Source organism: Marinomonas sp. G8-14 (genome assembly GCF_055808935.1).
The window spans coordinates 2,397,218-2,423,828 of record NZ_CM147891.1 but is presented as its reverse complement, the minus strand read 5'-3'; the positions used below and the strand labels follow the sequence as shown (position 1 = coordinate 2,423,828).

Genomic DNA, 26,611 nt, shown 5'->3' with positions numbered 1-26,611 from the left:
GTCAGATATGAATGATTTTATCATTGCCCCTTCTATCCTTTCTGCCGATTTTGCTCGATTGGGCGAAGAAGTTGACAATGTGTTAGAGGCCGGAGCCGATATCATACACTTTGACGTGATGGACAATCATTACGTTCCCAATTTAACGATTGGCCCTATGGTCTGTAAAGCGTTGCGTAAACATGGTGTGACCGCGGATATTGATGTTCATTTGATGGTGAAACCAGTGGATCGTATGATTGGTGATTTTATTGAAGCTGGGGCTTCCTTTATTACTTTTCATCCAGAAGCCAGCGAGCACATAGATCGATCCTTACAGATGATTCGAGACGGTGGTTGCAAAGCGGGTTTAGTGTTTAACCCTGCTACCCCCTTACATTATTTAAAACATGTCATGGACAAGATCGACATGGTCTTATTGATGTCTGTCAATCCAGGTTTTGGTGGACAGTCTTTTATCCCTGGAACGCTAGACAAGCTTCGTGAAGCACGAGCATTGATAGACGCTAGCGGTTATGACATTCGCCTTGAGGTGGATGGTGGTGTTAGTGAAAAGAACATTGCTGAGATTGCTCGTGCTGGTGCGGATACTTTTGTGGCAGGGTCGGCTATTTTTGGTAAGTCTGACTATAAGTCAGTCATTGATAGCATGCGCAAAGAATTAGCGAGCGTTCGTCAATGAAAACACCTAAGTATTTTTCCGATTGGTTTGAAGGGTGGCCTGAACTGGTGTGTCTGGATTTGGATGGCACCCTAGTTGATAGTGTGCCGGATATCGCCGACGCTGTTGATGCGTTTTTAGCGGAATTGGGTGCCCCTTTAGCGGGCGAGGGTCGCGTACGGGGCTGGGTGGGCTTTGGCTCGGCCAAGTTGATTGAGCAGGCCTTGGATTGGGCTGGTATAGACAAAGCTAAGCACGAAGAAGCGTATCGAGTTTTCTTATTGCATTATCATGCACACCTGACGGATAAAACGACCCTTTATCCTAATGTAAAAGCTTTGTTGAAAGCGCTGAAACATCATAATGTGCCCGTTGCGTTAATTACCAATAAGCCAAGTGTGTTTGTTAAACCTATGTTGGATCATTTTGAGTTAACGGAGCAATTTGGTTGGCTGTTAGGTGGCGACACATTAGAAGAGAAAAAACCCTCCGCTTTGCCTTTGTTGCATTGCAGTGAGTCGATTGAAGCCTTGCCAGAAAATTGCTTGATGATAGGCGATTCCATTACCGATTTTAAAGCTGCGAGCAACGCCGGGTTTAAGTGTGCTTTGGTAACTTATGGTTATCATCAAGGTGAAGATTTGGCTGCGTTAGGTGCGGATGCGATTATTGATGATTTGGCGGAGTTACTGGTCTAGACTCGCTGTGAAACAAAGTACGCATTAAAAAATGCCAAGTTATTTAACTTGGCATTTTTTGTGGCAATCATTTTTCAACTTCGGTTGATAAAGGTTCTGGTGATCCTGATTGTTCAGGCAATAGTGTCATTTTACTGTCTTTTGCCATATGGAGAGTGTGTGTGGGGAACGCAACTTCCGCACCGTGTGCTTCTATGATCTGCATCGCTTGAAATAAAACATCTTGTTTGACGTTGTGGTAGGTTCTCCAATCTACCGTTTTAGTATAGGCGTAAATAAAGAAGTCTAAAGATGAAGGGCCAAACTGATTAAAATTCACCATATAAGTTTGGTTTGTATCTAGATCTTCGTGATTGGCGACCATATTTTTTATGTCAGCCAAAATAGTGGGTAAAAGATGAAAATCGCTATAACGCACGCCAATTGTTTCATTAATACGGCGATGGGTCATACGTGAAGGGTTTTCGACCGAAATAGTTGAAAATGTGGCATTTGGTACATACAGCGGGCGTTTATCAAAGGTACGGATGCGCGTCTGTCGCCAGCCTATGTGTTCGACTGTGCCTTCAATATTCTGATCTGGTGAGCGAATCCAGTCGCCGATAGCAAAAGGACGATCTAAATACACCATTAATCCACCAAAGAAGTTGGCTAGTAAGTCTTTTGCCGCAAAACCCACCGCTATACCACCAATGCCACCAAACGCTAATACACCAGAAATGCTATAGCCTAAGGTTTGCAAGATGACGAGGGCCGAGGTAATAACCACGGAAGCGCGTAATAATTTACTGATAGCGCTGGCGGTGGTGTAGTCAACCTTAGTGGCCACTTTATCTGAGTTAGTAAGGGTTCTTTCACTCTCAGAAACACAGCGTAGAATAAACCAAGTAAGAATAACAATAACGCCAATTTCTCGGATTGACTTAATCAGCGAAGACAACCCAGGATCCATCTCTGAACCAGATATCTCAGCGGCAACGCTTAGGCCTACTAACCATATGAATACTCCGACGGGTTTTTGTGCAGCGTGAATCAGTACGTTATCCCAGGGGGTTTTTGTACGTTCTAGTTGTTTGTCTATACGCGTCAAAATATGATTCGCAACAAAGTTGGCGATGAGTGTGCCAAATACCACAAAAAAGACTCGGACCACCCAGTGCATTTGGGTATCTCCAAGGCCTAAATAAATTTGCATTGTTTCCCAGTTCATTTTTTTCTTAGTCTCTTTGTCGTATGAGTTGTTTAGTGGATTAGAGTAACAGCAAAGTACCCAGCCCTAAGAAGGCGACGAAACCTGCAATATCCGTTACCGTAGTTAAAATAACGGAACCAGATAACGCAGGGTCAATACGTAGTTTGTCTAGCAAAACAGGTATTAGTACACCAGAAAGTGCTGCCATAAGAATATTGACAATAATAGCGAGGCCGATAACGGCACCGAGCATCGGACTTTCGAACCACCAAAGAGTGACCACTCCGATGACAATAGCCCATAATATACCGTTCAGTCCGCCAACTTTTAACTCTTTTGACAGCAATGACTTCAAGTTGCTACGGGTGATTTGTCCAAGTGCTAAGCCTCGTACAATAAGGGTCAGTGTCTGGCTACCGGCGATGCCACCCATTGAGGCAACAACAGGCATCAATACCGCTAGTGCAACTACTTGCTGTAATGTGGCTTCAAACAAACCAATAAAAGCGGAAGCCAAAAAAGCGGTCAGGAGATTAATGCCCAGCCAGATGCCGCGAGTTGCCGCACTGCGTTTGACTGGTGCGAATAGATCAGATTCTTCGTTAAGACCGGCTGTCGACATTTGTTGAGCTTCGTTTTCTAGACGCCATGTTTCCATGGCCAGCCCAGCATGAAAACGGCCTAATAAAATGTGATTGTCGTCCACAACAGGAAGTGCTGACAAGGAGGAGCGCTCTAGTTGTTCTGCGGCTTTGGTTAGCTCTGTATCAGCATGAATAAAGGAGCATTCCTCATCAATAAGTCCGGAGATAGGCTCATGCCCTTGCGCCTTAAATAGCTGGTCAAATTTGACGCACCCTACCCAGCGACCAGTTCGATTCACGAGATACACCATGTCTGTGTAGGCAGGGGTATTCTTTTTCAGTAGTCTTAGTGCTTCTGATACTCGAATGGATTGAGAGGCAATGAGCAGTTCGTGGTCTATCCAGCGGCCAACTACATCGTCATCGTAGACAATACCTTGTTGGTAATATTCTCGTTGCTTATTGTCCATTTGCTTAAGGGCAATATCAACGAGGCGATCAGGAAGGGAGTCTGTTATTTCAAGTAGGTCTTCCGCGTCTACATCGGTGAATAAGGTTTCAATTTCGGTATCGTCTAAGCCTTTTAGGAGTAATTGACGAGATTCTCCGCGCATTTCAACGAGAATATCAAGGCGGTTTGCCTGCTTAATATTTGCCCATGCTTGTTTACGTTGTGCCAGAGGAATAGACTCAAGCGCTAAAGCAACGTCATCGGGGGTTAGTTCGGAAATGGCCTTATTAATTGACTCGGGAGAATGCTCGTCATGAATGAGGGTTTCGATGAGATCGGTGACTTGGCTGTGCACTGGACATCCTTAAAACACAAAATAATTGTGGTAAAGATAACATGCTTTCAGCTTTGTCGCATAACCGTATGCATATGAAGCAAAGCTTTATAAATCAGCGATGGCGTATCGCATCCTTCCTATGGGAGACACGGTGTTCATGACAGTGTAGAATTTGGCGCATTTTACATTACGATATTTTATTATTGCTTTTAGGCGCGTCTCTTCTTTATGTTATTGATGATCGACAATTACGACTCTTTTACTTATAACCTAGTGCAATACTTTCGTGAGTTGGGTGCAGATGTGCAGGTGTTTCGTAATGATGAAATTAGTCTTGAAGATATTGAGCGTCTTGCTCCGTCTCATCTGGTGATTTCACCCGGTCCCTGTACGCCTAACGAAGCGGGTATATCTTTAGCGGCGATTGCGAGGTTCGCAGGCAAGATTCCCATATTGGGTATTTGCTTAGGTCATCAAAGTATTGGTCAAGTCTTTGGTGGCGAAGTGATTCGTGCTAAAAATGTTATGCATGGTAAAACTTCATATATTTATCATCAAAATACGTCGCTATTTAAGGGGTTGCCGAATCCTCAAACAGCCACACGTTATCATTCGTTGGTAATATCTGCAGACTCTTTGCCAGATTGTCTGGAAGTGACGGCGTGGAGTCAAACGGCAGCGGGTGAAAGAGAAGAGATTATGGGTATTCGACACAAAACGCTTGCCGTAGAAGGGGTGCAATTTCATCCTGAGTCGATTTTGACCGAAGCAGGCCATGCTTTATTGGCCAATTTCTTAACACGATAATTTTAATACGATAGGAGAGGCTGGTGGATATTCAAAAGGCGATTGCCGCTGTTGTTGAGCGCCAAGATCTAAATGGTGCTGAGATGCGCATAGTAATGAATGACATCATGACGGGAAAAGCCACGCCAGCACAGATAGGTGGTTTTCTTATAGGCCTAAGAATGAAAGGTGAGTCGGTCGAAGAAATTACGGCGGCAGCACAAGTCATGCGAGAGCTGTCCAGTAAAGTGGAGTTAAATCTTGATGGTGTTGTGGATACCTGTGGTACGGGGGGACGGCGGTAATTTATTCAACGTATCGACGGCGTCTGCTTTTGTAGTTGCCGCTGCTGGCGGTAAAGTGGCAAAACACGGAGGTCGATCCGTGTCTTCTAAATCAGGTAGTGCGGACGTGTTGGAACAGGCTGGTATTTACCTTGGCCTAGATGCGGTGCAAGTATGCCGATGTGTTGAAGAAATTGGCTTAGGCTTTATGTTTGCGCCGAATCATCATTCAGCGATGAAGTATGCCGTTGGCCCTCGTAAAGAAATGGCCACTCGTACTATTTTTAATTTACTGGTACCTTTAACCAATCCAGCGAATGCTAAACGTCAAGTGATGGGCGTATTTCATCAAAAATGGGTGCGACCTATCGCGGAAGTATTAAAAGCGTTAGGCAGTGAACATGTGATGGTGGTTCATTCAGAAGATGGCCTAGATGAAATTAGTATTGCGGCGCCCACCTATGTTGCTGAGTTGAAAAATGGGGTGATTTTAGAATACAAAATTTCCCCTGAAGATTTTGGTATTCCTCTGCAGTCTATTGATACCATTCAAGCGGCCGATGCCACAGAAAGCCTTGTTTTGGTGAAGACGGCGTTAGATGGTAAAGGAAAAATTAATCCTGCTCGAGATATTGTTGCTTTAAATGCCGGGGCAGCGATCTACGTCTCAGGTATTGCAGATACTTTAGCTGAAGGAGTAAACATTGCCGAAGATGTGATTGGTGGTGGTACAGCGAAGGTCAAAATGTCTGAATTGGCTAGTTTTACTCGTTGTTTTATGAGTCCCTAATTCACTGTAAATAGAGAGGAGCAGTAATCCATGCAAATAGAAACTCCGACCATTTTAAAGAAAATAGTCGCTCGTAAATACGAAGAAATTCAGGAGCGTAAATCCCACACACCATACGGAAACTTAGAAGTGGCAGCGTCAGTGGCGAATGTCCATAATGCGCCTCGTGGTTTTGCTCATGCCTTAAAGCACCAAATTGCCATTGGTAAGGCCGCTGTTATTGCTGAAGTGAAACAAGCGTCTCCGAGCAAGGGGATCTTACGTAACCCCTTTATTCCTGCCGATATTGCAAAGTCCTATGCAAAAGGCGGTGCAGCTTGTTTGTCAGTTTTAACAGACAGTGATTTTTTTAAAGGCCACGAAGAGTTTTTAGTACAAGCTCGGGCCGCTTGTAAATTGCCTGTTATTCGCAAGGACTTTATTGTTGATGAATATCAAGTTCTTGAAGCTAGGGCGATTGGTGCTGACTGTATTTTACTGATTGCTGCTTGTTTAAGTGGTCAAAAGTTACGTGAATTGGATCAAATGGCGCGTGATTTGGGTATGGATGTTTTGGTTGAGGTGCATAATCGTTCCGAGTTAGATTTGGCGTTAGAGCATACTCAGACGGAATTGCTTGGTATTAATAATCGGGACCTTCATACCTTTGAACTGAGTTTAGATCATACATTTGAGTTAATGCGTGATGTCCCCTCTGATCGACTTATCGTCACTGAGAGTGGTATTCACACTCGTGATGACGTTGCCTTGATGCGTCAAAAAGGGATTCATGCGTTTTTGGTTGGTGAAGCGTTTATGCGTGCTGATGATCCGGGTAAAAAATTAGCTGAGCTGTTTCAATCATAGTGTCGACAGTTTTAGTCATGGCTGAATAATATAAGGTTAAAATATGAAAGCGAATGTGAGTTGGCAAGAAGATGTGCATTTTACTGCCGAAACAGGCTCTGGCTTTAAGGTGGAAATTGACGGTAATCAAGTGGCTGGGCCAAGACCTATGGAGCTGTTGTTGGCAGGGCTTGGTGGTTGCACTTCCTATGATGTGGTGAGTATTTTAAAGAAGTCTCGCCAGGATGTTGTTTCCTGCGTTGCGCAGATTGATGCTGATCGTGCTGATACTGTGCCGGCCGTGTTTACTGAAATTCGAGTGCATTTTGTTGTGACTGGCCGTAATTTGAAAGAAAGCGTAGTTGCCCGTGCGGTTAAACTATCCGCAGAAGAGTATTGTTCTGCTTCTCTTATGCTTGAGAGAGGTGGGGTGAAAATCGTTCATAGTTTTGAAGTGATCGACGTAGAATAAGCCATTATGCCAGACATAAAAAAAGCGCTTATAAGCGCTTTTTTTATGTCTGGCTTTTCTTGGTATATAGAAAAGTGGTGTCCTCACCAGGACTCGAACCTGGAATAGCTGCTTAGGAGGCGGCCGGTATATCCCGTTTACCTATGAGGACGTATTTTTAAGAAGGTTTTATACCTTATTTTTGCCTGAAACACAAATTCGAACCCAGTATAGTATTGATTCGTATGACTTTTTAAGCTCTGCCTAGTGTGTGTTTACTGCTGATAGGGCGAGTTGATCCTCTGGCTGTATAGACTTTGTTCTTACTATTGTGGCCTTGGAGGAGTTCGAAGAGATGTTTATTGCGTTTTTGCAGCGTATTTAAAATACGAGCGTTAGTATTGTTTTTGGTTTTGCATTGTCTTAATAGAGTGTCGCACTCTTGCATGAGAAGGCGAACATTATCCATAGAGCTATCTTGTAAGCTAAGCCACTTTTTAAACGCTTCTTCGGTAGGATTTTTTCGGTCAACAATATCGAATTTAATAAGGACGTTAACTCTTTTTTCATTGAGCTGATTCATTTCATCAAGCAGTGTCTGCTTTTGCTCTGATAAGCTAAGAATGGTTTGGCTGTTTACTTCACCATAAGCGAGGCGTTCATCATCAAGAAGCAAAGAGAGCTTTTCTAATATCTCTTTGCTTCTGACAAATATAGGGGCAATGGGAATCATAAGACAGACCGTTTAAAGACCGTATTAAATATACAGTCTAGAATAGCGAGTCCATAGAAGCCATATTATTCGCTAGCTTCTGCGTATCGATTTTGTATTCACCAGCCGCTATTGCTTTTTTAATCTGTTCTACTTTTGCCATGTCGACGTCTGGTAAATTGTTAATTTTAGATTGTTGATTTTGCAAAGTTTGTGCCGTACCGCTTAGTCTAACGGTATCTTCTGCTAACGTACCACCTTGCACTGTGCTTTGTTTTCCTGTCGCACTACCAGTCGAATCGTCTTTTTGCGATCGCTCACTTTTGTTGATTGTGCTCTGGTTTGATAGACCTGTAAAATGTATTGCCATTGGGTTTTCCGCCCTTTTATGATTTGCCTGTCTATATTGTCGGCTGGGTCTACAGAAACTTTAATGAAAAGCCCAGAAAAAAGCATTTAGTAAGTCGCCGATCATTCTGTACTCAATAGTTTACAAGAACCTCACTGTCAGTTACAACTTTGGCGTATATAATTCGTTCAGAGCTGGTGTTTTTGACACGTATTTGTTGTCCCTTTACGCCATTTTCCAATGCAACGCCATTCATTCTAACTATAATGGTACCACTGCTTGCTGTAATTAGGACAATATCGCCTTTTTTTACCAGTGTTGGTTGGTTGATAAGAGTGTCGGTTATGAAGGTGTTGATACGAAGGTTGCGTGAAGCGATGAGGCCATAGGGTGGGTTCTTTTTGGTAAAAACCTGTCCTCTAAGGGTTGATATATCAACGTCACCGATATCTGTGTTGGATTGGTCAATAACCTGTCCACGGTTAATCGGTGTTGTGGTCTTTATCGCGGGAATTAGAATTTCTTGTGTAACGGGTATGTAGGATTTCCACGTAGGTGAATCACAGCTGATTTCATAGTTCGTGCGTTTGACGGCTTCAGGTCTTTGGTTGCTAATTTGAATTGCGTCATCTTCGCATTCGGATAGATAATTGAGAGCCGCGAGATTATTTAAGGTAATGTTGATCGTCGCTTCAGGGTATATTTGTGATAGCCGAGGAATTTCTACTCGATCTATGAAGTGGTTAATTTGTTCTTCTGTGGATAAGGCGAATACTAGGCCTGTTTGGAAACAAATGAAGGCTACGCTTAGCCTTATTATTCGCATGATTCACTCTCTTTGTTTATGATTAGGTTATAAATAAGATAGTTAGTAAAATAGTAAAAATCACTTTATCATTGGATGATGCATTTTAACAATTTTGAGGTGATACCTCATTATAATGTTTACACATTTTGGAGGCGTTTATGGCTGGAGTTCTGGATACTGTTAACCAACGTACACAGCTTGTAGGAGAAAACCGACTTGAATTGCTGTTGTTTCGCTTAAATGGTAAGCAAATTTATGGCATTAACGTCTTTAAAGTCAAAGAAGTGCTTCAATGCCCTAAGTTAACGACCATGCCTCATAGTTCACCGGTAGTGAGAGGCGTTGCCCATATTCGTGGTGGCACTATACCTATTTTGGATTTAGGGTTAGCGACTGGGGCGAAGCCCAATGGAAAACATTAGTCAGTGTTTTGTGATTATCACCGAGTACAACCGTCGTATTCAAGGTTTTCTAGTGCGTGGTGTAGAGCGTATTGTCAACATGAACTGGAGCGATATTCAGCCGCCACCAAAAGGTTTGTCAAATGACAATTATTTAACCGCCGTTTGTCAGGTTGATAAAGAGATGGTTGAGATTATTGATGTTGAGCAAATCCTTTCCGAAGTGGCGCCTACTCGCCAAGATATCTCTGAAGGTATTGTCAATGCAGGTGTCACAGAAAATGCGCAGAAACATCATATACTCATAGTTGATGATTCTTCTGTGGCACGTAAGCAGATTAAGCGTTGTATGGAGCAAGTCGGTTTTGCAACAACGGTTCTTTGTGATGGGCGAGAAGCGCTTACTTATCTTCAAAACATGGTGGCGGAAGGTAAGGATGTGACGAAAGAGTTTTCTATGGTGATTTCTGATATAGAAATGCCAGAGATGGATGGATACACGTTAACGACTTCAATTCGTAATGATAGCCGTCTACAAGACTTATTTATTCTTCTTCATACATCATTAAGTGGTGTTTTTAACGAATCAATGGTTAAGAAAGTTGGGGCAGATGGTTTCTTGGCGAAATTTCAGCCAGATGAGCTGGCTCGATTAGCAATAGAAACAGTGCAGGTTCAGTCTGAATAATGGTTGGGCTGGACGCTTTGTCTAGCCTTAAATGGAACCTGTAAAATATGGAGTTTTAATGCTCAGTAGTACAAATGCAATTACACCTAATGGCTATATTAGGTTCAGGGACTATCTGCAGAAAGCTTGTGGCATTTCGCTGAGTGATAACAAGCAATATCTGGTTGCCAGTCGTCTGGGAAAAGTGCTGGAGAGAGAAGGCTTTTCTAAGATTGAGCAACTTGTTGATGCCTTGGAAAAATATGGGAGCCTCTAAACTAAAAGAAGAAGTCATTAATGCGATGACAACGAACGAAACGCTTTGGTTTAGAGATATTCACCCGTTTACAATTTTAAAAGATAGGGTGTTGCCTGAAATGACATCAGGCCCTCTTAGAATTTGGTCGGCAGCCTCATCAACAGGTCAAGAGCCTTATTCTATCAGTATGGTGATAGACGAATTTAAATCGGCTCGTCCTGGTGTGTTAAAAGCAGGTGAAAAAATAGTAGCGACCGATATTTGTACGAATATCCTTCAGCACGCTAAGCAGGGTGAATACGATAGCTTGGCTATTGCACGTGGTCTTGGGCCGGACTTACAAAGACGCTATTTTGATAAGATAAATGACCTAACATGGAAGATCAAACCGCATTTAAGCGCTCGGGTTGAGTTTAAGTATTTGAATCTTATTGAATCCTTCTCTACTTTGGGTAAGTTTGACGTGATTTTTTGTCGAAATGTGCTGATCTATTTTACTGTTGATCTTAAGTTGGATATTTTGAAGAGAATGCACGCTTGCTTGAAGCCTGGAGGGTATTTGTTTCTTGGTGGTTCAGAAGCACTCAGTGGTCTGTCAGACTATTTTGAAATAGTGCAGTGTCACCCAGGGATAGTCTACAAGGCCAAATCTTTATAGTATTTCCGTTTACATTTATTTCTATTCTGTATTTAAGAGCCCATCCGAGTAATCGATGGGCTTTTTTGTTTCTGTATTATGTCTTTTAGTGATTGCCGCTTTTTGCCGTTTGTTTATTTTTATTTTTTAAGTATATGAATTTAAAGGGTTTTTGTTTTTGGCATTATAATTGCTTTATATCGATCAAGTTAATAAATTATTTTTGAGGGTCGAATGGCTATATCTTTTGCAAGTGCATTTGCCGGGCATGATAAAACGCTTGAGTTTCGCAGCGCAAGAGCGGCGGTTCTGGCAAATAACATCGCCAATGCTGATACGCCAAATTATAAAGCCAGAGATATTTCATTCGATTCACTATTTAATGCAGAGAGTAATAAGTTGAAACTGGCTGGTACAAATTCTCGTCACATATCAGGCGAGAGTACTGCTGGAGAGTCGGATGAGTTGCTTTTTCGCAATGCGAGTCAGCCGTCATTAGACGGTAACACAGTTGATATGCAAAGAGAGCAAGCAGAGTATGCGCAAAACTCATTGCAATTCGATACGAGTTTTATGTTCTTGGATAGAAAAATTAGCGGTATGAAAAAAGCGCTTACTGGGAATTAATAGCCATGTCATTGAGTAATATTTTTACTATTTCTGGGTCTGCGATGAGCGCCCAAACGGTTCGTTTGAATACGATTGCAAGTAATATGGCAAACGTAGACAGTGCCGCCAGTTCAGCGGATCAAACATATCGTGCTCGCAAGCCCGTATTTTCAGAAATGATGAATGACAGTATGCGCGAAAACGGCTGGGGCAATGTTAATACCGATAACAGTGGTGCAGGTGTCGGAGTGAAGGTGGACGGCATAGTGGAGTCAAACGCGCCGTTGCAGCCAAGGTATGAACCAGATCACCCGATGGCGAATGAAGAGGGCTATGTTTTTTACCCTAACGTAAATCCGATGGAAGAAATGGCGGATATGATGTCAGCTTCCAGATCCTTTCAGACAAACGTAGAAATTATGAACTCAGCGAAAAGTATGATGCAAAAAATGCTCACGCTTGGTCAGTCATAGGAGCTGATAGATGGCAAATATATCTGATAGCAAAGGTCTTGGTGGGTTAATTTCCCAATATGGCACAGACGCTGCTAAATCCAAGGCTGGCATTGAAAAGCCAGATGTATCAAAAACAGAAGAGGCGGGAGCATTAGCCGATCAAAATGTGTTTTTGAAGCTATACATTGAGCAGCTCAAAGGTCAAGACCCGACGTCTCCGCAAGATGCGAATGACATGGTGGCGCAAATGTCTCAGTTTAGTTCTTTGGAGAGGTTGACGAGTATTTCGGATCAATTAGAAAGCATGGCCACTTCGCTCACCTCCAATCAGGCGCTTAGTGCGTCTACACTGGTGGGTAAGTCTATTCTTATGGACGGAAGTAAAGTGAAAGTAACCGACGGTCTTGAAACGGTTCAGTTAAGAACAGTAATACCAGAGAACTCCAAAGCCGCAACACTGAAAATATACGATGCTGATAATCGTTTAGTTCGCACTGCTGCGCTGGATTCAGGGGAATTTAAATGGGACAAGTTAGGTGATGACGGAAATCCCTTGCCGCCTGGTGAATATCGTTTTGCCGCATCTTCAACGGATGAGAAGGGCGAAGTATCGTCAATGACGACTCAGCTTCCAGCGCGCATCCAGGGTGTCACCATTAATGGCGAGAACGGTACGGTTTTAAACGTGGAAAACCACGGCAAGATCAAACTTACGAATGAATTAGAAATATTAGGGTAATTGGAGAGCATCATGGGATTCAATACTGCACTGTCTGGCATTAAAGCTTCTGCTGATTATTTAAGTGTGACAGGTAATAACATTGCCAACGCCGATACGACAGGCTTTAAAAAGTCACGTATTGAATTTGACGACCTATATAACACGAGTGTTCTTGGTGCTGGGAGTGGTAATACTATTGGCTCCGGTGTCAGTGTGAGTAAGGTTTCTCAAGAGTTTTCCGCTGGCAACATATCTTATACGGATAACAACCTTGACCTTGCCGTTGATGGTAGTGGTTTCTTTATTTTAGATTCCGGTATTGCTCAATCCTACACCCGTGCTGGTAACTTTAAGCTTGATGAAGATGGCTTTTTGGTCACTAATAACGGCAGTAATGTTTTGGGGTTTAATGCGGTTGATGGTGTTGTTGGTGGTAATTTGGAAGACTTAAAGGTACCAACGGATAGGATCCCACCAGAGCCAACCACAGCAATGGAGTTAAAGGTAAATTTAAACTCAGAAAATGATGATGTTCCGGCATTTATTCGAGCTGATTTTGACCCATTGAATCCAGATACCTATAACTTTACGCAAACTCAGGGTATTGCCGATGGGAACGGACAAAGTCATATAGTGACTTACTATTATTCAAAAAGTGAGTTGCCGAACACCTATAAAGTTCATGCGACAGTGGATGGTAATTTGACAGATGAAACAGGTGCAGCGTTCCTAGGTGAAACGTTTGCTACTTTTAACTCTGCAGAAGGCGGTACGGATTATAACGGTGATGGTGTAGAAGAGCAGCCATTTGAGCTTCTATATCTTGGTGCTGCAGCGCCTGGTGAAGCAGAGATCGCTGCGGCAACAAAAACACCTTTAGCCGTTGCTGGCACATTAGGAGGTGTGGCGATTGCTTCAACTCTTGCGCCAGAAGAGGTGCGAGAACCTATCGCGGTGGCCCGAGAAGTGTTTGATCCATTAAGTCCTGAAACGTACAATTATGGTAATACCAGAACGGTTTTTGACTCTTTGGGCGAACCGCACACTATGGGTTATTATTTTATTAAGCAGGGAGAAAATAATACCTACGAACTTCGAGTCACTCTGGATGGAAAGGAAAGTTATGTAGATCCATTTAGTGGTGCAGATACACGCTTTTTAGAGAAAAATACAACCGTCTCTTTTGACCCTGCAGGTAACTTGTTGGGAGTGTATCGTGGGCTTCCACCTTTTGGTGTTCCGCAGCCGATTACATTAGAAGTTATGGGATTGGATCCGACCAATCGTGGTCAAATTACACCATTAGACTTAAAGGGTTCGACGCAGTTTGCTTTAAATAATACAGACAGTTTTGAACAAAATGGTTTTTCAGCTGGTGAGTTGCAAGGTGTGTCATTCGATAGTGATGGCTTTTTGATGGCCAATTATACCAACCAGCAAACGGCAACTCTTGGCCAGATCGCCTTGGCAACATTTGACAGTACTGACGGTCTTATGCCGTCTGGACACACTACTTGGTTGGCAAGCAAGGGTTCTGGCCCTGCTGATATAGGGCGCCCCAATACGGGAACGTTCGGAAAAATTCAAGGGGGGCGTTAGAAGAGTCTAACGTTGATTTAACGTCTGAGCTTGTTGCGCTTATTGAGGCGCAGCGTAATTATCAAGCAAACAGTAAAACATTAGAAACCGAAAATACGGTAACACAGACGATTATTAACCTCCGCTAGTTTTCTGGAGAGAGAAGATTTGGTGCCGGAACGGCTTTGCTGTTCCGGCTTTTTTTTGCCTTTTTTATGTTCTTTATAAGTTGGTACGATTTTTGATAGTAGTTAATCATGTGATGTGAATTTTTGAGGAGTATCGCGGTGGATAAGGCCTTATATTTGGCAATGAGTGGTGGTGTACAAACCATGAACGCTCAAACAATACACGCTAACAACTTGGCAAATGTCAGTACAACAGGTTTTCGTTCTGATTTCGAACAGGCCCGTTCTATGCAGGTCTATGGGGATTATTATCCTAGCCGTGTGTATGCAATGACCGAAAATCCAGCGACACGATATACTCAAGGTGACATGATTCAAACGGGTAGAAATTTAGATGTTGCGGTGGCAGGCGATGGCTTTATTGCTGTATACGATGAGAGTGGTCAGGAAGCCTATACTCGAGCTGGCGACTTGCAAATTAATGCCGCTGGACAATTGGTAACAGGACGAGGTTTGCCTGTTGCCGGTGTGGGTGGTCCTATTTTTTTACCACCGTTTAGCAGTATTAACATTACCGCAGACGGTTCTATTTCTATTGTGCCTCAAGGCGGGGCCGAGAATGAAGTGGCGGTACTTAACCAGATTAAGTTGGTTAATCCAGACCCACAGAACTTACGCAAAGAAGAAGACGGTTTAATACATTCTCGGGATGGGCAAGAATTTGATCCTGATCCAAACGTCCAGTTAGCGAGTGGATTTATTGAAGGTAGTAACGTGAATGCTGTTGAAGAGATGACACACATTATGAACCTTGCGCGACGCTTTGAAATGAATGTGAAAATGATGGATACGATTCGAGATAATGCAGATTCTTCTGCTCGAATTTTACAGCGCTCGGCTTAAGTATCATCAATTTATAACGAATAACGGAATGTAAAAGAGGCAATTATGAATTCAGCATTGTGGGTCAGTAAAACGGGTTTAAGTGCCATGGATAAGCAGTTAAACGTTGTCGCCAACAACTTGGCAAACGTTTCAACGACGGCGTTTAAAAAAGACAGGGCGGTATTTGAAGATCTCATGTACAAAACCGTTCGTGCACCCGGTGGTCTGAGTGCTCAGAATGCGGAATTACCATCAGGCCTGCAATTAGGTACAGGGGTAAAAGTAGGCGCGACCCAAAAAGACTTTTCTAATGGCGATTACAATATGACGGATAGGCAGCTTGATATTGCCATCCAAGGTAAAGGCTTCTTACAAGTATTACAGCCCGATGGTACCATCGCGTATACGCGCGATGGTAGCCTTCAACTTAACAGTCAAGGCCAGCTCGTGTCATCTGGTGGTTTGGTTATTGAGCCAGGGATCCAAATCGATCCAGGTGCAGTTGAAATCATGATTGCCGAAGATGGTATTGTCTCAGTGCGAAACAGTGGTGATGCCGACGCTCAGCAAGTTGGCGCAATTAATATCGCTGGTTTTATCAATCCAACAGGGCTTAACTCTGCCGGGCAAAATTTATTTACGGAAACCAATGCGAGCGGTCCACCGATCGTTGGTGTTCCTGGTACAGATTCGTTGGGAACGATAGCACAAGGCATGTTAGAAGCATCAAATGTGAATTCCATTGAAGAGCTAGTGAACATGATTACCACCCAGCGAGCTTATGAAATGAATTCGAAAGTGATTGCGTCGGCCGACGGTATGATGAGTTTTGCAATACAGCAATTATAGTAACGTGTGGAATATGATGAAGATTAAATTTGCCTTCTTAGTGTTGTTCAGTGCTTGCTTGTCAGGTTGCCTTTCTTGGGATGTGAATGAGCAAGCTGTTGCCAATGCCGCGGCCGCAGGTGTGGTGGCGGCAGTGACTGATGCCGTCGTTGATGCTGTAACGGATGAGGAAGACCCCCCAGAAGAGCCTGCAGAGGTGCCGCGTAAAGGGTATGTACCGGACCCGAACGATCCTCTGAATGGACCAGAAATCAGTCAATCGATTCAGTCTGATGACCCTTATTATGCGCCAGTTTATCCGAATGGTATGACGCCCTCCCAAGCACCAACAGGCGGTATTTATCAGACAAGTATGGGCGATGTGTTTTTTGGTGATCAAAAGGCCAGCAAGGTTGGTGACATATTAACAATTAATTTGAATGAAACGACAACGTCAACGAAGGCCAATGCGGCTACGGTGTCTAAATCGTCTTCAGCTACAATTGAAAACCCAACAGTATTAGGCCAAGAGCTGAAAGTAGATACCACCTTGCCGCAACAGGGGACGGATTTCACAGGTAATGCTTCTGCTAATCAAAATAACAGCTTAAGTGGGACCATTTCAGTTACTGTTTTTCGAACCTATCCAAACGGTCTTTTGGCAGTACGTGGTGAAAAATGGCTGCGTTTAAATCAAGGGGATGAGTATATTCGTTTCTCAGGTATTGTGCGTCGGCAAGATATTTCCCCAAATAATACCGTGGATTCCGAACGTGTTGCTGATGCAAGAATTACCTATTCCGGTACTGGAGATGTGGCGGCTGGAAGTGAACAAGGTTGGGTAAGTCGTTTGCTTAATTCTAGCGACATGCCTTATTAATTTAATGATTCTAACAGCAGAGAGATTGGTTTCTCTCAATAGGTGATGTGATGAAGTACGCAGCGCTAATTGTCTTATATTTCTTGTCCTTTTCAGTTCAAGCTGATCGGTTGAAAGACATTGCCAGTGTTCAAGGCGTTCGAGAAAACCAATTATTTGGTTATGGCTTGGTTATTGGTCTAAATGGCACGGGTGACAGCACACCGTTTACCAATCAAAGCTTCGCTAGCATGTTGTCACGTTTTGGTGTGACGTTGCCAGAAGGGGTCAGCGCGACGTCGAAAAATGTCGCGGCGGTGTCTTTAACCGCCACATTGCCTGCTTTTTCAAAACCAGGACAAAAAATTGACGTGACAGCATCGTCGATAGGTAACGCCAGTGCGCTACGTGGTGGGACGCTATTATTATCTACCCTAAAAGGGGCTGACGGTGAAGTGTATGCTATTGCTCAAGGTAATCTAATTGTTGGTGGTTTAGGCACAAATGGTACGGATGGCTCTCGAACCTCTGTCAATGTTCCTACGGTGGGTCGTATACCAAACGGTGCGAGTGTAGAGCGCATGGTGCCAAGTAGTTTTAATACGGGTGATACCTTGACGTTTAACTTAAATCGTCCAGACTTTACAACGGCTAAGCATGTTTCAGATAAAATTAATGATCTTCTCGGGCCTGGTGTTGCTACGACTTTAGACGCAACGTCAATACGAGTATCTGCGCCAAGAGATTCGAGTCAGCGTGTGACGTTTTTATCGATTCTGGAAAATCTTGAAGTGGATGTGGCTGAGGAGCGGGCGCGGATTGTAGTGAATTCTCGCACCGGAACCATTATTATTGGACAGCACGTGAAAGTCTCTCCCGCCGCAATTACCCACGGTAGTCTGACTGTGACAATAAGAGAAACGCCACCTGTGGTTGGGCAAGATGGAACGGTAACGGGTGGGGAGACGATTATCTCGCCTCGCGAGGGTATTGAGATTGCTCCTAATAGCGGTCGTATGTTTGTCTTTGACCCTGGTGCTTCATTGAATGATATCGTTCGAGCTGTCAACCAGGTTGGCGCAGCGCCTGGGGATGTGATGGCAATTCTGGAAAGTTTAAAGCAAGCTGGCGCAATTAATGCGGATTTGGTTGTGATATAGGTGATCAGTTTTTATGATGAATTCAGTGCCTCCTAAACAAGATTTTTTTGCTGATTTCTCGACGTTAACCGCGTTAAAAACGAAAGCTCAGCAAGACCCTGATGCCGCACTGGAAGTGGTTGCTCAACAGTTTGAGTCCATCTTTATCAATATGTTACTTAAAAATATGCGCAGCACGAATGAGGCAATTGGCAGCGATCTTTTTTCAAGTGCTCAAACTAAGCAGTATCAAGAGATGATGGATGCCCAGATGTCTCAAAGTTTAGCCAAGTCCGGTGGCATTGGTTTATCGGAAGCGCTTATTCGTCAATACCAAACACAGCAGCAAGGGGGAGTCAGTTCTCCTGGGGCAAAAGAGCGAGGCGATACAGACTTTCTTAATCAGGTGGCTAAGCAAGATCTGGCTAGGATTCAGGCTCTGGCTCATCGTGCTTCCACAGAATTTATTGAATCTGTGCAGCAAGAAGCGAAGCAACAATCACAGAACGTCACTCAAGTTACAGAACGCTCAAATCAACCTTCGCCATCGGCTATTTCCGTTGTATTTGACTCTCCAGATGAATTTGTTGAGCACCTGTGGCCTCATGCTCAGCGTGCGGCACAAAAGTTAGGTGTTAACCCGAAGGCAGTGCTTGCGCAGGCGGCTTTGGAAACGGGGTGGGGGAAATACCCTATTGCCAAAGAGAACGGTACGGCGAGTTTTAATTTGTTCGGCATCAAGGCAGACAGTCGCTGGCAAGGAGATCGCGCTGTGGTCAATACATTAGAATTTCGTGATGGCGTAGCAAAACGAGAAAAGGCCGCGTTTAGAGCATATGACTCTTTTTCTCAGAGTTTTGAAGATTATGCAGATTTCCTCTCATCAAGTGAGCGGTATAAAGATGCCCTTAAAGCTGGAGATGACGCATCAATGTTTGCCGCTTCTCTGCAAAAAGGTGGTTATGCAACAGATCCTAAGTACTCCGATAAAATAGATAGCATCCTTTCTAGTAAGTGGTTCAAAGGCTTACCGCAATAAAATGACGCAATTATTATCTTTGGTAAAGTTTTTGCATAGATAGCCGATAACACGAAAGGTTATCTTCGACAAACGCACTAGGGGTGTGAGCTATGGGCTCAAATTTATATTCAATTGGTTTATCTGGACTACAGTCCAGTAATGCCCGTATTAATACGACAGGGCAGAATACGGCCAATGTGGATACTGAGGGCTATAGCCGTCAAAGAACGGATACCGCTAGCTCGCCCCTCGGTGGTGTTGTCATTCGTGATACAGCTCGTCTTGTTGACAATTTTGTGAGTGCACAAGTGCGAGCGGACACATCGGACTTCTCTTATCATGATACTTATCATTCCTTGATGACAATGTCAGATAGCTTGCTTGCCGAAGACAGCGTTTCTTTAACGGGTTATTTGAATAAGACATTCAGCGCACTGCAAAATGCAAACAATGATCCAACCTCGTCATCCCTTAGGGAGCTTGCTTACTCTAGTTTAAACAATCTGGTGAGCCAGTATAAAACCTTGTCAGGTTTGGTAAAAGATCAGGAAAATTTGGTTGACGAACAGTTGTCATCGTCATTGACTGATGTCAATGCCATCACCACTAAAATCTCGGATTTAAACAGTAAAATCTTACGAGAAGAAGGTCTGTCCTCTTCGTCTGCGAATGAACTACGAGATCAACAGGAATTGTTGGCAAAAGATCTCTCTAAATATTTAGACATCAATGCTCAGTTCAATGATAAAGGCTTAATGACGATTCAATTGATGAATGGTCAGCCTTTGGTCATGGATCAAAATCCAACGGAACTGAAAGTGATTCAAAATTCGTTAAATCCCAAAAGAATGGATTTTGTATTGAGTTTTGGTGATTACAATGTTGGTTTAAAAACCGAAAGCTTAGGGGGGAGCGTTGGTGGCATGGTAGATTTTCGCTCCGAGTTTAGCGAATACGCAGATCGTACTTTAGGGCAGCATGCTATCGCGATTGCGGATGCTATGAATACTCAGAATGCGAAGGGATTGGATGCTAATGGTGAATTTGGCCGAGATTTATTTTCTTTGGGTCGGATAGATATATATTCTAGTAAAGACAATATCCAGAAATTACCTAATTTTTCGGTACGAGTCTCTTCTGGAGAAGCGTCCAAAATCACCACAGATACTTATGAGGCTCAGTAGAACCGATGATAATCGTTTTGCTATTACAAAATACGATTTAAATGATAAAGCTGTGGGGCAATCGACCGTGTTTGATTTGGCGAATATGACTCCGGATCGTCATGGGTATTACAAAATAGAAGAACTGGGTCTTGATATTCGTGTAGGTGATCTGAATGCTTTTGATCAAGACGATGTGTTTCGTTTTACGCCAACAGCTGGCGCCGCTGCTAATCTGAGTCTGCACGCAAAAAATGGGGATGCACTTGCGTTGAGTGCACCTGTAGGGGCGACGACCAGTTCAGATAACTTATCTGATGCGAGAATATCTGTGTCTTCTGTGTCGAATACAAAGCCAGATTCTTCTGCATTTGCAGCCGATGGTTCGCTTTATCCCAGTGCGCCTCATCAGATTTATTTTACTTCTCCTAGTTCTTATGTGGTTCGTGATGCATCAGGGACTGAGATTGCATCTGTGAATAATGTTTTTCAGTACAGTAATTTACTAGAGCAGGCAGGGCTGGCAAAAGAGGCGGGGTTTGATGTGTCAATTTCATCCATGCCTCAGCAGGGGGATGAGTTTTCTATTAGTACGGAGGATGTGGGGCCATCAGATAATGTCAACGGCTTGGCGTTAATTAATCTACAGAACCAAGCATTAGTCGAAGGTAAAGCCAGCCTAACAAAAGCGTTTGCGGGCTTTATTTCGTATGTTGGAACTAAGACGGCTGAATCCGCTGGGCATGCAAAATCCAGTGAAGTGATTATGAATGATAGTATCAATCGTCGAGACAGATTGTCGGCAGTGAGCCTTGATGAAGAAGCGGTGAATCTTATGAAGTACCAGCAATCTTATTCTGCCTCAGCTCAGGTGGTGACGGCTGCACGTACAACGTTTGAAACGCTATTAGGGATCATGAGGTAGATTTATGCGAGTGACGAATAATCTCATTTATAGTCAGTCCAGCAGAGCGATTGGTCAAGCGAACGAAAAAATTCTGAATGCGCAAGAAAAGATTTCTGCGCAAACCGATATTGTTAGGCCGAGTGATAACCCAGTCGGTGCCAGCCAAATATTGATGTATGAAGGTAGTAACAATAGTCTAAAGATATATGATGAATCGATAAAAATGGCGACTAGTCATCTAGAATATCAAGAAGTGGCTTTAGAAAGTCTGAACGATTCTTTAGACGATGTTCGTACGCTTTTCATGCAGGCACAAAACGATATCAATACTCAAGCGGATGTAGATGCAATAGTACAAGAAATAGCCTTAATTACGGGTTCAATGGCAGAGCTGATGAATTCAAAGAGTGCTGATGGTAACTATATTTTTGCGGGAACTGATACACAAGGTCCACCTTTCATATTAAATAGTGATGGCCGTTATGAGTGGGCAGGGAATGAGGGTCAAAAATTTGCCCAAATCTCGGAAGATATGAAAATTCCCGTTTCAGACTCTGGGAAAAAGTTGTTTCAAGATGTTTGGACCAGTCGAACCTTTTCATCTCAGGTGTCAGCTGGCGATGTGTCCCTTACAGCCAAAGTAAAACACCATGGCGACTTTAATCAATTTGTTGAAGACTATTATGACCCTCAAAACCCTACTGCTAATCAATATCGTTTGACTACGCAGCCAATCCTTGCTGAAGGTGCAGTAGCTGACCCTATAGAAGCCTCTACAGGATCAGACACCAAAGCAGATGAGGATCGTCGTCGAGCGTTTGATGGTACACCTGGTTCTTATAGCATTACCAATAGCCTCGGAGAGGTTGTGTCTTCTGGATCTTATACTGCTGGGAAACCTATTGCCTTTGCTGGTATGACATTTTTGCTAAAGGGGGCACCAGGCGCAGTGGTTGATATCTCTTTGGATAAACCAAGAAGAGACAATGTATTGAACGAAATAAACGATAGTTTGGCGGTATTGAGTGATTTATCGTCTAGTAACGATGAGCGTCAAATGGCTTTTTTTGATGCGACGGTCAGTATTAATAATGCGCAAAGAAAAGTCAGTGAAGGTCGATCTTCTGTAGGCGCTAGATTGAATATTTTGCAAGACAGGACTGGTTTTAGCTCAGCGAATCAGTTATCAAACAATGTTGCGCAAGACCGTATTGGCGGTTTAGATATTGCAGCGGCGGCAACGGAGCTAACCATGAAAGAGTCTGCGCTTAGTGCTTCACAAAAGGTGTTTACTCGCATGAATAACCTTTCCCTTTTTAATAAGATGTAATCACCAAGGTATGATATAAAAATGTCAGCATTTAAAATTGAGTCTTGTTTTGGGGCTGATATTTATGTTGGGTATTTCGACATGGAAGAAATACTGGAAATTTTAGGGATTAAAGATCAAGTTGTTAGCAGTAAGCGGGTTCAAAGCTTAATAAAAATGCATGGAAGAAAAGACCGCATTATCAGTGTTGCGATGCGCCAAGTAACTTTTGATGTGCTGCGTCCTGCGTTAGATTCTGAATATTTACCTTACGATCCATATTTCGCTTATGACAAGTTGCTAAGTACTCGCCGTGAAAGGCTATATGATGCACAAGAGCGATTTCTTCTCCTATGTTTGTCCATTGCTTATGGTCGATCTGTAAAAGGGCTAAAAAAGCTCAATCCCGACTTAAATACTAAAGAGTTACGTATCAAACATACGAAAGGGCAAAGCTTGTTTCGCTATTTTCGACAAGAACTAAACGAACAGACCCGTGAATACATTCTTAGTTATAAAGCGCGTATGGATAACAGTGCTGATGGTTCGGTCAAAGAGAGTAGCAGTGCTACGGTTGAGTTAGAGCCAAAAAATACGCTTTCTGGTAGTAATAAAAAGATTCCCTTCGAACATAAGTTTATTCCCACGTCATTTGATGATGAGACGGTCACAGCGCTTAAGTTGTTTCAAGATGGGTACTCGCTGTTGTCATCGCAAGTTGAGCGTTTTAAGCGTGGCGAGCAATTAGATATGTTGGAGTTAGTGAAATTTTGCCGTCGATTAATACAATCTCATACCCGCAATAATTTCTCTTTAATGGCGATACGTCATATAAAAGACGCCTCTATTTATTTAGAGCAACATGCCATGGGGATGGCTGTTCTGGGCATCCACTTTGCGAAAGCCATGAAATTATCGAGTGCGTATGTCGAGGTTATTTCTCTCGGAGCACTTTTGTTTGATTTAGGACGTTTTCGTTTACCAATGGCCATGGTATCTAAAACAACAAAAATGACGGACGGTGAGTTTGATCTGTTTCGTAAGCATATCCAATTTGGCGAACAAATTTTACAAAAATGTGAAGGTGTTCCTAAAGCCGTTTATCAGATGCTATTAGATCACCATGAAAAAATTGATGGCTCAGGCTATCCTGCTGGTAAGCAGGGGGATGAAATTTCTGTTTACGGTAAAATAGCTGCGATTATAGATGCATATGATGCCATGACATCAGAACAGCCGCACAAGCCCTCGATGGGGCCTATCAAGGCGTGTCAGCAGATGCAAAAGGAATCAGGATTGGCATTTGACAGGCAATTGCTCGCGGTGTTTTTAAAAAGTATCGGTTCTGTTCCTGTCGGTTCCTGTGTGCAATTGTCTAATGGGCGAATAGGATTCGTTCTGACGCTTAATAAATCCTTTCAGCCATCGCTCATCCGACAGGTGTACAGCATAACAAATAGATCTTTTGTGGCTGCTTCAGATATCGAGCTTAATAAGTCTGCTAATCTCAGAACCGAAGTGACAATTGAAAAAGAGGTTGATCCTCAAGCTTTTGGATTGCAGTTTATCAATCATATCTCATAATACCGTTCACCGTTCACCGTTCACCGTTCACCGTTCACCGTTCACCGTTCACCGTTCACCGTTCACCGTTCACCGTTCACCGTTCACCGTTCACCGTTCACCGTTCACCGTTCACCGTTCACCGTTCACTGCTTAAGAAAAAATTAGAGTTCAAATGTTTTCAATCTTCTTTTTTTATGATTGTGCTCTTTTAGCATTATTTTGATGTTTTAGTGCTTTTATTTTTAAAGTTATTTGCTCTGAGTTCGATAACTGTGGGTACTGCTTTTTTTGAGTGTAGAAAATGTAAACAATTCAAAAAAAGTATAAAAAAATATTAAAGATCAGACCTAATGTGTCGATAACCTTAATAAGAGACAAAAACCAAATAACTAATTAAATCAAAAGGTTGTCTCGTTAAAAAAATGTTTTTAGGAGAGAAAAAATGGCTTTATACGTAAATACAAATGTGTCCTCGCTGAATGCTCAGCGTATGCTAACCAACTCTAGTCGAGAACTTGATACCTCTTACGAGCGTTTATCATCAGGTCGTCGAATTAACAGCGCTGCAGACGATGCCGCTGGTCTTCAAATTTCAGATCGTTTGACATCACAGATTAATGGTTTGAATCAATCTGTTCGAAACGCAAACGATGGTATTTCTTTGGCTCAAACTGCTGAAGGTGCGTTGGACGAAACAACGAGTATGTTACAACGTATGCGTACTTTGTCTATCCAAGCGGCCAACGGTTCAAACACAGACAAAGATCGTGTCGCACTACAGCAAGAAATGGCGCAATTATCTGAAGAGATAAACCGTATTGCATCAACCACAACATTCGGTGGTGAAAACTTACTTGACGGTACTTATCAAGGTTTGTTCCAAGTGGGTGCTGATGCTAACCAGACAATCAGTTTTACTCTGGAGTTTGGTGGTGCGAATAATTCCATTGATTATCAAGGAAATAATGGCTTCACCATGTCTGGTTTATCAAGCCAAGCATCATCGCAAGTGAGTGTATCAACCGCTTCTGTCTCTACGGTCGTCAATGCGCAGAGTATGATAGGTATTATTGATACGATGATTTCAGCGGTAGATTTTAAGCGGGCAGAATTAGGTGCGGTACAAAACCGTTTTAGTTCAACTATAACGAACTTAAGCAATATTTCTGAAAACGTGTCCGCAGCACGTGCTCGTGTTCGTGATGCCGATTTCGCTCAAGAGACAGCAAACTTAACCAGTGCGCAAATTCTTCAGCAAGCGAGTAGTACTATCCTTGCTCAGGCTAATCAGCGTCCTCAAGCAGCACTTTCTCTATTAGGTAATTAATTGAAATAAATGGCATTGCGTGAGGCGGCACAAGATTGTCGCTTTTACAAAGTATTCGAGTCTTTTCTCGGATTATGGGCAACTTCTCTCTCCTAGAGGTGCCTTTTAAGCCAGGTGATTTTTTCACCTGGCTTTTTTTGCCCAAATAATGCGATGTGTCAGCATTTTGGTGGGTTAGGAGTGCGCAGGCTTATGTCACAGGCAGTTAATGAACAATGTTGCGAAGGGGGAAATGATCCCTTTGGGTTCTGGATTGGCTTTGAGATGGGCTTCATTAGCAAAATGAAATTTAGACTATTCGCCCTTTAGTGAGTGTTTTCTAAAGAATTTTACTGTTACGGCAGGACATCAAGATAAATTTTACGTCGTATTTTTATGAGGTGAATGATGGTTTTTACAGAGGGGTTAACTGCTTTTAGGTGGATGGCATTGCTGCGTAAGCGATGATTTGGCTGGGATTCCTCAGAAGTCAGTTAATGCATGAGGTTATGTGGAAAAAATTACGAGACTGAAATGTTAATAACACAGGTGTGGTGCGCTGATTATTCGGTATTTATTGGCCAAGCTGCTCAGATGGTTACTCAAAACTCTGCGAAGTTGAAGTTGGGTTAATGGAAGGTAGTTACTTTGTTCCTCATGTTTTTGCCTCTCCAAGAGGTGGTGTTGGAGTGATGCTGTGGCATAGCCACGTCTTATTTTTGAGGTATTTACTGGTGGCGTCGGCTCGGGATCCTCTATGTAAAAACAGCTGTGTCTATTGTTTCGCAAAACGAAGGTGGATCAATTTATGAGGCAAAAAACGCTGAATGAGTTCTTAAATGGATATTAGGTGTTCGTCATTAGGCATTGGGTCTTAGAAATCCCCGCGCTCTAAATATGGCGTTTCGACATACTGGTACGGCACAGCTACGTCTTTTTTTAGCTGAGTATGGGGTGGTGAGCATATAGATATTGGTGGTTCGGATCCGTGGTCACCTTGTTGGCATTCTGGCTGTTATTTGTAAGCCCGTGGGTATAGCGATCCGTTTTCAAAAAGGTGCTAAGGGGGACTGATTATTGGGTCTTTAAATATAAAAAATCAAAATGATGGCATGGCACTACTGCGTCTTTTTTTTGGGGGGGTTGTTGAATGTCCGTTTTGAACATAAATGGTCGCTGTTTTCTACAACGAGGGGAGGGAGGCTGTCGTGCGTAAATCGATAATACGTTCAACGAAAAGCAGAG

25 protein-coding genes, 1 tRNA gene and 3 pseudogenes are annotated in these 26,611 nt (G+C 43.0%); 23 read left to right on the top strand and 6 right to left on the bottom strand.

Going from position 1 to position 26,611, the window contains the following annotated elements; genetic code table 11:
* Window positions 1-7: 7 nt before the first annotated feature.
* Both rpe and AC0L6V_RS12425 read left to right on the top strand, forming a co-directional pair.
* Window positions 8-682, top strand: coding sequence for a ribulose-phosphate 3-epimerase (gene rpe / locus AC0L6V_RS12430; RefSeq protein WP_265218408.1), 675 nt, complete (start codon window positions 8-10; stop codon window positions 680-682).
* Entirely contained in the window at window positions 679-1,359 is a 681-nt protein-coding gene (locus AC0L6V_RS12425) for a phosphoglycolate phosphatase (RefSeq protein WP_265218409.1), read from the top strand. The genes rpe and AC0L6V_RS12425 overlap by 4 nt, the downstream gene beginning before the upstream one ends.
* Window positions 1,360-1,426: 67 nt before the next feature.
* Here the strand turns inward: AC0L6V_RS12425 and AC0L6V_RS12420 are convergent, their stop codons facing one another.
* Window positions 1,427-2,569 (bottom strand): mechanosensitive ion channel family protein, encoded by a 1,143-nt coding sequence (locus AC0L6V_RS12420; protein WP_265218410.1) that lies wholly within the window; start codon window positions 2,567-2,569, stop codon window positions 1,427-1,429.
* Window positions 2,570-2,609: 40 nt separating this feature from the next.
* Entirely contained in the window at window positions 2,610-3,941 is a 1,332-nt protein-coding gene (locus tag AC0L6V_RS12415; protein ID WP_265218411.1) for a magnesium transporter, read from the bottom strand.
* A 210-nt stretch (window positions 3,942-4,151) separates the two neighbouring features.
* Between AC0L6V_RS12415 and AC0L6V_RS12410 the strand changes: the two genes are divergently transcribed.
* From AC0L6V_RS12410 to AC0L6V_RS12395, 4 genes and pseudogenes are all read left to right on the top strand, one after another.
* On the top strand, window positions 4,152-4,730 hold the full coding sequence (locus tag AC0L6V_RS12410; protein ID WP_265218412.1) for an anthranilate synthase component II: 579 nt from the start codon (window positions 4,152-4,154) through the stop codon (window positions 4,728-4,730).
* Between the two features lie 23 nt (window positions 4,731-4,753).
* Window positions 4,754-5,783, top strand: a pseudogene (gene trpD, locus AC0L6V_RS12405) (anthranilate phosphoribosyltransferase).
* Window positions 5,784-5,813: 30 nt separating this feature from the next.
* A complete protein-coding gene (trpC, locus tag AC0L6V_RS12400) occupies window positions 5,814-6,629 on the top strand; it encodes an indole-3-glycerol phosphate synthase TrpC (protein ID WP_265218413.1) in 816 nt (271 codons plus the stop codon).
* A gap of 43 nt (window positions 6,630-6,672) precedes the next feature.
* A complete protein-coding gene (locus AC0L6V_RS12395; RefSeq protein WP_265218414.1) occupies window positions 6,673-7,080 on the top strand; it encodes an OsmC family protein in 408 nt (135 codons plus the stop codon).
* 75 nt (window positions 7,081-7,155) lie between these two features.
* On the opposite strand, the gene AC0L6V_RS12390 is transcribed toward AC0L6V_RS12395, so the two are convergent.
* From AC0L6V_RS12390 to flgA, 4 genes are all read right to left on the bottom strand, one after another.
* Window positions 7,156-7,231: transfer RNA gene (locus AC0L6V_RS12390), tRNA-Arg, on the bottom strand.
* Window positions 7,232-7,312: 81 nt separating this feature from the next.
* Window positions 7,313-7,792, bottom strand: coding sequence for a flagella synthesis protein FlgN (locus AC0L6V_RS12385; protein ID WP_265218415.1), 480 nt, complete (start codon window positions 7,790-7,792; stop codon window positions 7,313-7,315).
* A gap of 37 nt (window positions 7,793-7,829) precedes the next feature.
* Window positions 7,830-8,141, bottom strand: coding sequence for a flagellar biosynthesis anti-sigma factor FlgM (gene flgM, locus AC0L6V_RS12380; protein ID WP_265218416.1), 312 nt, complete (start codon window positions 8,139-8,141; stop codon window positions 7,830-7,832).
* A gap of 112 nt (window positions 8,142-8,253) precedes the next feature.
* Entirely contained in the window at window positions 8,254-8,946 is a 693-nt protein-coding gene (gene flgA / locus AC0L6V_RS12375) for a flagellar basal body P-ring formation chaperone FlgA (protein WP_265218417.1), read from the bottom strand.
* A 140-nt stretch (window positions 8,947-9,086) separates the two neighbouring features.
* Between flgA and AC0L6V_RS12370 the strand changes: the two are divergent.
* The 17 genes and pseudogenes from AC0L6V_RS12370 (at window position 9,087) to AC0L6V_RS12290 (ending at window position 25,387) form a co-directional block, all read left to right on the top strand.
* A pseudogene (locus AC0L6V_RS12370) lies at window positions 9,087-10,017 on the top strand (chemotaxis protein CheV).
* Window positions 10,018-10,075: 58 nt separating this feature from the next.
* Window positions 10,076-10,913, top strand: a pseudogene (locus tag AC0L6V_RS12365) (CheR family methyltransferase).
* A gap of 213 nt (window positions 10,914-11,126) precedes the next feature.
* Window positions 11,127-11,519: a flagellar basal body rod protein FlgB gene (flgB, locus tag AC0L6V_RS12360; protein ID WP_265218419.1), complete on the top strand. Its 393-nt coding sequence runs from the start codon at window positions 11,127-11,129 to the stop codon at window positions 11,517-11,519.
* Between the two features lie 5 nt (window positions 11,520-11,524).
* On the top strand, window positions 11,525-11,974 hold the full coding sequence (flgC, locus tag AC0L6V_RS12355) for a flagellar basal body rod protein FlgC (protein WP_265218420.1): 450 nt from the start codon (window positions 11,525-11,527) through the stop codon (window positions 11,972-11,974).
* 10 nt (window positions 11,975-11,984) lie between these two features.
* A complete protein-coding gene (locus AC0L6V_RS12350) occupies window positions 11,985-12,695 on the top strand; it encodes a flagellar hook assembly protein FlgD (RefSeq protein ID WP_265218421.1) in 711 nt (236 codons plus the stop codon).
* A 12-nt stretch (window positions 12,696-12,707) separates the two neighbouring features.
* Window positions 12,708-14,276 carry a flagellar hook-basal body complex protein gene (locus AC0L6V_RS12345; protein ID WP_265218422.1) on the top strand — a complete coding sequence of 523 codons (1,569 nt, stop codon included), beginning with the start codon at window positions 12,708-12,710 and terminating at the stop codon, window positions 14,274-14,276.
* A 41-nt stretch (window positions 14,277-14,317) separates the two neighbouring features.
* Window positions 14,318-14,404, top strand: a complete 87-nt coding sequence (locus tag AC0L6V_RS12340; protein ID WP_265219383.1) for a flagellar basal body rod C-terminal domain-containing protein — start codon at window positions 14,318-14,320, stop codon at window positions 14,402-14,404.
* A 138-nt stretch (window positions 14,405-14,542) separates the two neighbouring features.
* The gene (gene flgF / locus AC0L6V_RS12335; protein ID WP_265218423.1) at window positions 14,543-15,286 is read left to right on the top strand and encodes a flagellar basal-body rod protein FlgF; all 744 of its coding nucleotides are present in this window, start codon (window positions 14,543-14,545) and stop codon (window positions 15,284-15,286) included.
* 45 nt (window positions 15,287-15,331) lie between these two features.
* The gene (flgG, locus tag AC0L6V_RS12330) at window positions 15,332-16,117 is read left to right on the top strand and encodes a flagellar basal-body rod protein FlgG (protein ID WP_409418593.1); all 786 of its coding nucleotides are present in this window, start codon (window positions 15,332-15,334) and stop codon (window positions 16,115-16,117) included.
* Window positions 16,118-16,130: 13 nt separating this feature from the next.
* Window positions 16,131-16,976: a flagellar basal body L-ring protein FlgH gene (locus tag AC0L6V_RS12325; RefSeq protein ID WP_265218424.1), complete on the top strand. Its 846-nt coding sequence runs from the start codon at window positions 16,131-16,133 to the stop codon at window positions 16,974-16,976.
* Between the two features lie 50 nt (window positions 16,977-17,026).
* Window positions 17,027-18,115: a flagellar basal body P-ring protein FlgI gene (locus AC0L6V_RS12320; protein WP_265218425.1), complete on the top strand. Its 1,089-nt coding sequence runs from the start codon at window positions 17,027-17,029 to the stop codon at window positions 18,113-18,115.
* A 13-nt stretch (window positions 18,116-18,128) separates the two neighbouring features.
* Entirely contained in the window at window positions 18,129-19,133 is a 1,005-nt protein-coding gene (flgJ, locus tag AC0L6V_RS12315; RefSeq protein WP_409418592.1) for a flagellar assembly peptidoglycan hydrolase FlgJ, read from the top strand.
* 92 nt (window positions 19,134-19,225) lie between these two features.
* Window positions 19,226-20,299 (top strand): flagellar hook-associated protein FlgK, encoded by a 1,074-nt coding sequence (gene flgK, locus AC0L6V_RS12310; RefSeq protein ID WP_418138317.1) that lies wholly within the window; start codon window positions 19,226-19,228, stop codon window positions 20,297-20,299.
* Window positions 20,286-21,203, top strand: coding sequence for a flagellar basal body rod C-terminal domain-containing protein (locus AC0L6V_RS12305; protein ID WP_265218428.1), 918 nt, complete (start codon window positions 20,286-20,288; stop codon window positions 21,201-21,203). Before flgK ends, AC0L6V_RS12305 begins: the two co-directional genes overlap by 14 nt.
* Before the next feature lie 4 nt (window positions 21,204-21,207).
* Window positions 21,208-22,515 carry a flagellar hook-associated protein FlgL gene (gene flgL, locus AC0L6V_RS12300; RefSeq protein WP_265218429.1) on the top strand — a complete coding sequence of 436 codons (1,308 nt, stop codon included), beginning with the start codon at window positions 21,208-21,210 and terminating at the stop codon, window positions 22,513-22,515.
* A gap of 81 nt (window positions 22,516-22,596) precedes the next feature.
* Window positions 22,597-24,078: an HD-GYP domain-containing protein gene (locus AC0L6V_RS12295; protein ID WP_409418589.1), complete on the top strand. Its 1,482-nt coding sequence runs from the start codon at window positions 22,597-22,599 to the stop codon at window positions 24,076-24,078.
* 424 nt (window positions 24,079-24,502) lie between these two features.
* The gene (locus AC0L6V_RS12290; RefSeq protein WP_265218431.1) at window positions 24,503-25,387 is read left to right on the top strand and encodes a flagellin N-terminal helical domain-containing protein; all 885 of its coding nucleotides are present in this window, start codon (window positions 24,503-24,505) and stop codon (window positions 25,385-25,387) included.
* The last annotated feature ends 1,224 nt before the right edge of the window (window positions 25,388-26,611 follow it).

Coding starts and splice junctions, on each gene's coding strand:
- flgK (WP_418138317.1), top strand. CDS start 19,226: ATGGGCTCAAATTTATATTCAATTGGTTTATCTGGACTACAGTCCAGT.
- trpC (WP_265218413.1), top strand. CDS start 5,814: ATGCAAATAGAAACTCCGACCATTTTAAAGAAAATAGTCGCTCGTAAA.
- flgM (WP_265218416.1), bottom strand. CDS start 8,141: ATGGCAATACATTTTACAGGTCTATCAAACCAGAGCACAATCAACAAA.
- AC0L6V_RS12295 (WP_409418589.1), top strand. CDS start 22,597: ATGGAAGAAATACTGGAAATTTTAGGGATTAAAGATCAAGTTGTTAGC.
- rpe (WP_265218408.1), top strand. CDS start 8: ATGAATGATTTTATCATTGCCCCTTCTATCCTTTCTGCCGATTTTGCT.
- AC0L6V_RS12350 (WP_265218421.1), top strand. CDS start 11,985: ATGGCAAATATATCTGATAGCAAAGGTCTTGGTGGGTTAATTTCCCAA.
- AC0L6V_RS12290 (WP_265218431.1), top strand. CDS start 24,503: ATGGCTTTATACGTAAATACAAATGTGTCCTCGCTGAATGCTCAGCGT.
- AC0L6V_RS12345 (WP_265218422.1), top strand. CDS start 12,708: ATGGGATTCAATACTGCACTGTCTGGCATTAAAGCTTCTGCTGATTAT.
- flgB (WP_265218419.1), top strand. CDS start 11,127: ATGGCTATATCTTTTGCAAGTGCATTTGCCGGGCATGATAAAACGCTT.
- flgL (WP_265218429.1), top strand. CDS start 21,208: ATGCGAGTGACGAATAATCTCATTTATAGTCAGTCCAGCAGAGCGATT.
- AC0L6V_RS12410 (WP_265218412.1), top strand. CDS start 4,152: ATGTTATTGATGATCGACAATTACGACTCTTTTACTTATAACCTAGTG.
- AC0L6V_RS12305 (WP_265218428.1), top strand. CDS start 20,286: ATGAGGCTCAGTAGAACCGATGATAATCGTTTTGCTATTACAAAATAC.
- flgC (WP_265218420.1), top strand. CDS start 11,525: ATGTCATTGAGTAATATTTTTACTATTTCTGGGTCTGCGATGAGCGCC.
- AC0L6V_RS12425 (WP_265218409.1), top strand. CDS start 679: ATGAAAACACCTAAGTATTTTTCCGATTGGTTTGAAGGGTGGCCTGAA.
- flgG (WP_409418593.1), top strand. CDS start 15,332: ATGAATTCAGCATTGTGGGTCAGTAAAACGGGTTTAAGTGCCATGGAT.
- AC0L6V_RS12385 (WP_265218415.1), bottom strand. CDS start 7,792: ATGATTCCCATTGCCCCTATATTTGTCAGAAGCAAAGAGATATTAGAA.
- AC0L6V_RS12420 (WP_265218410.1), bottom strand. CDS start 2,569: ATGAACTGGGAAACAATGCAAATTTATTTAGGCCTTGGAGATACCCAA.
- flgJ (WP_409418592.1), top strand. CDS start 18,129: ATGATGAATTCAGTGCCTCCTAAACAAGATTTTTTTGCTGATTTCTCG.
- AC0L6V_RS12320 (WP_265218425.1), top strand. CDS start 17,027: ATGAAGTACGCAGCGCTAATTGTCTTATATTTCTTGTCCTTTTCAGTT.
- AC0L6V_RS12395 (WP_265218414.1), top strand. CDS start 6,673: ATGAAAGCGAATGTGAGTTGGCAAGAAGATGTGCATTTTACTGCCGAA.
- flgA (WP_265218417.1), bottom strand. CDS start 8,946: ATGCGAATAATAAGGCTAAGCGTAGCCTTCATTTGTTTCCAAACAGGC.
- AC0L6V_RS12325 (WP_265218424.1), top strand. CDS start 16,131: ATGATGAAGATTAAATTTGCCTTCTTAGTGTTGTTCAGTGCTTGCTTG.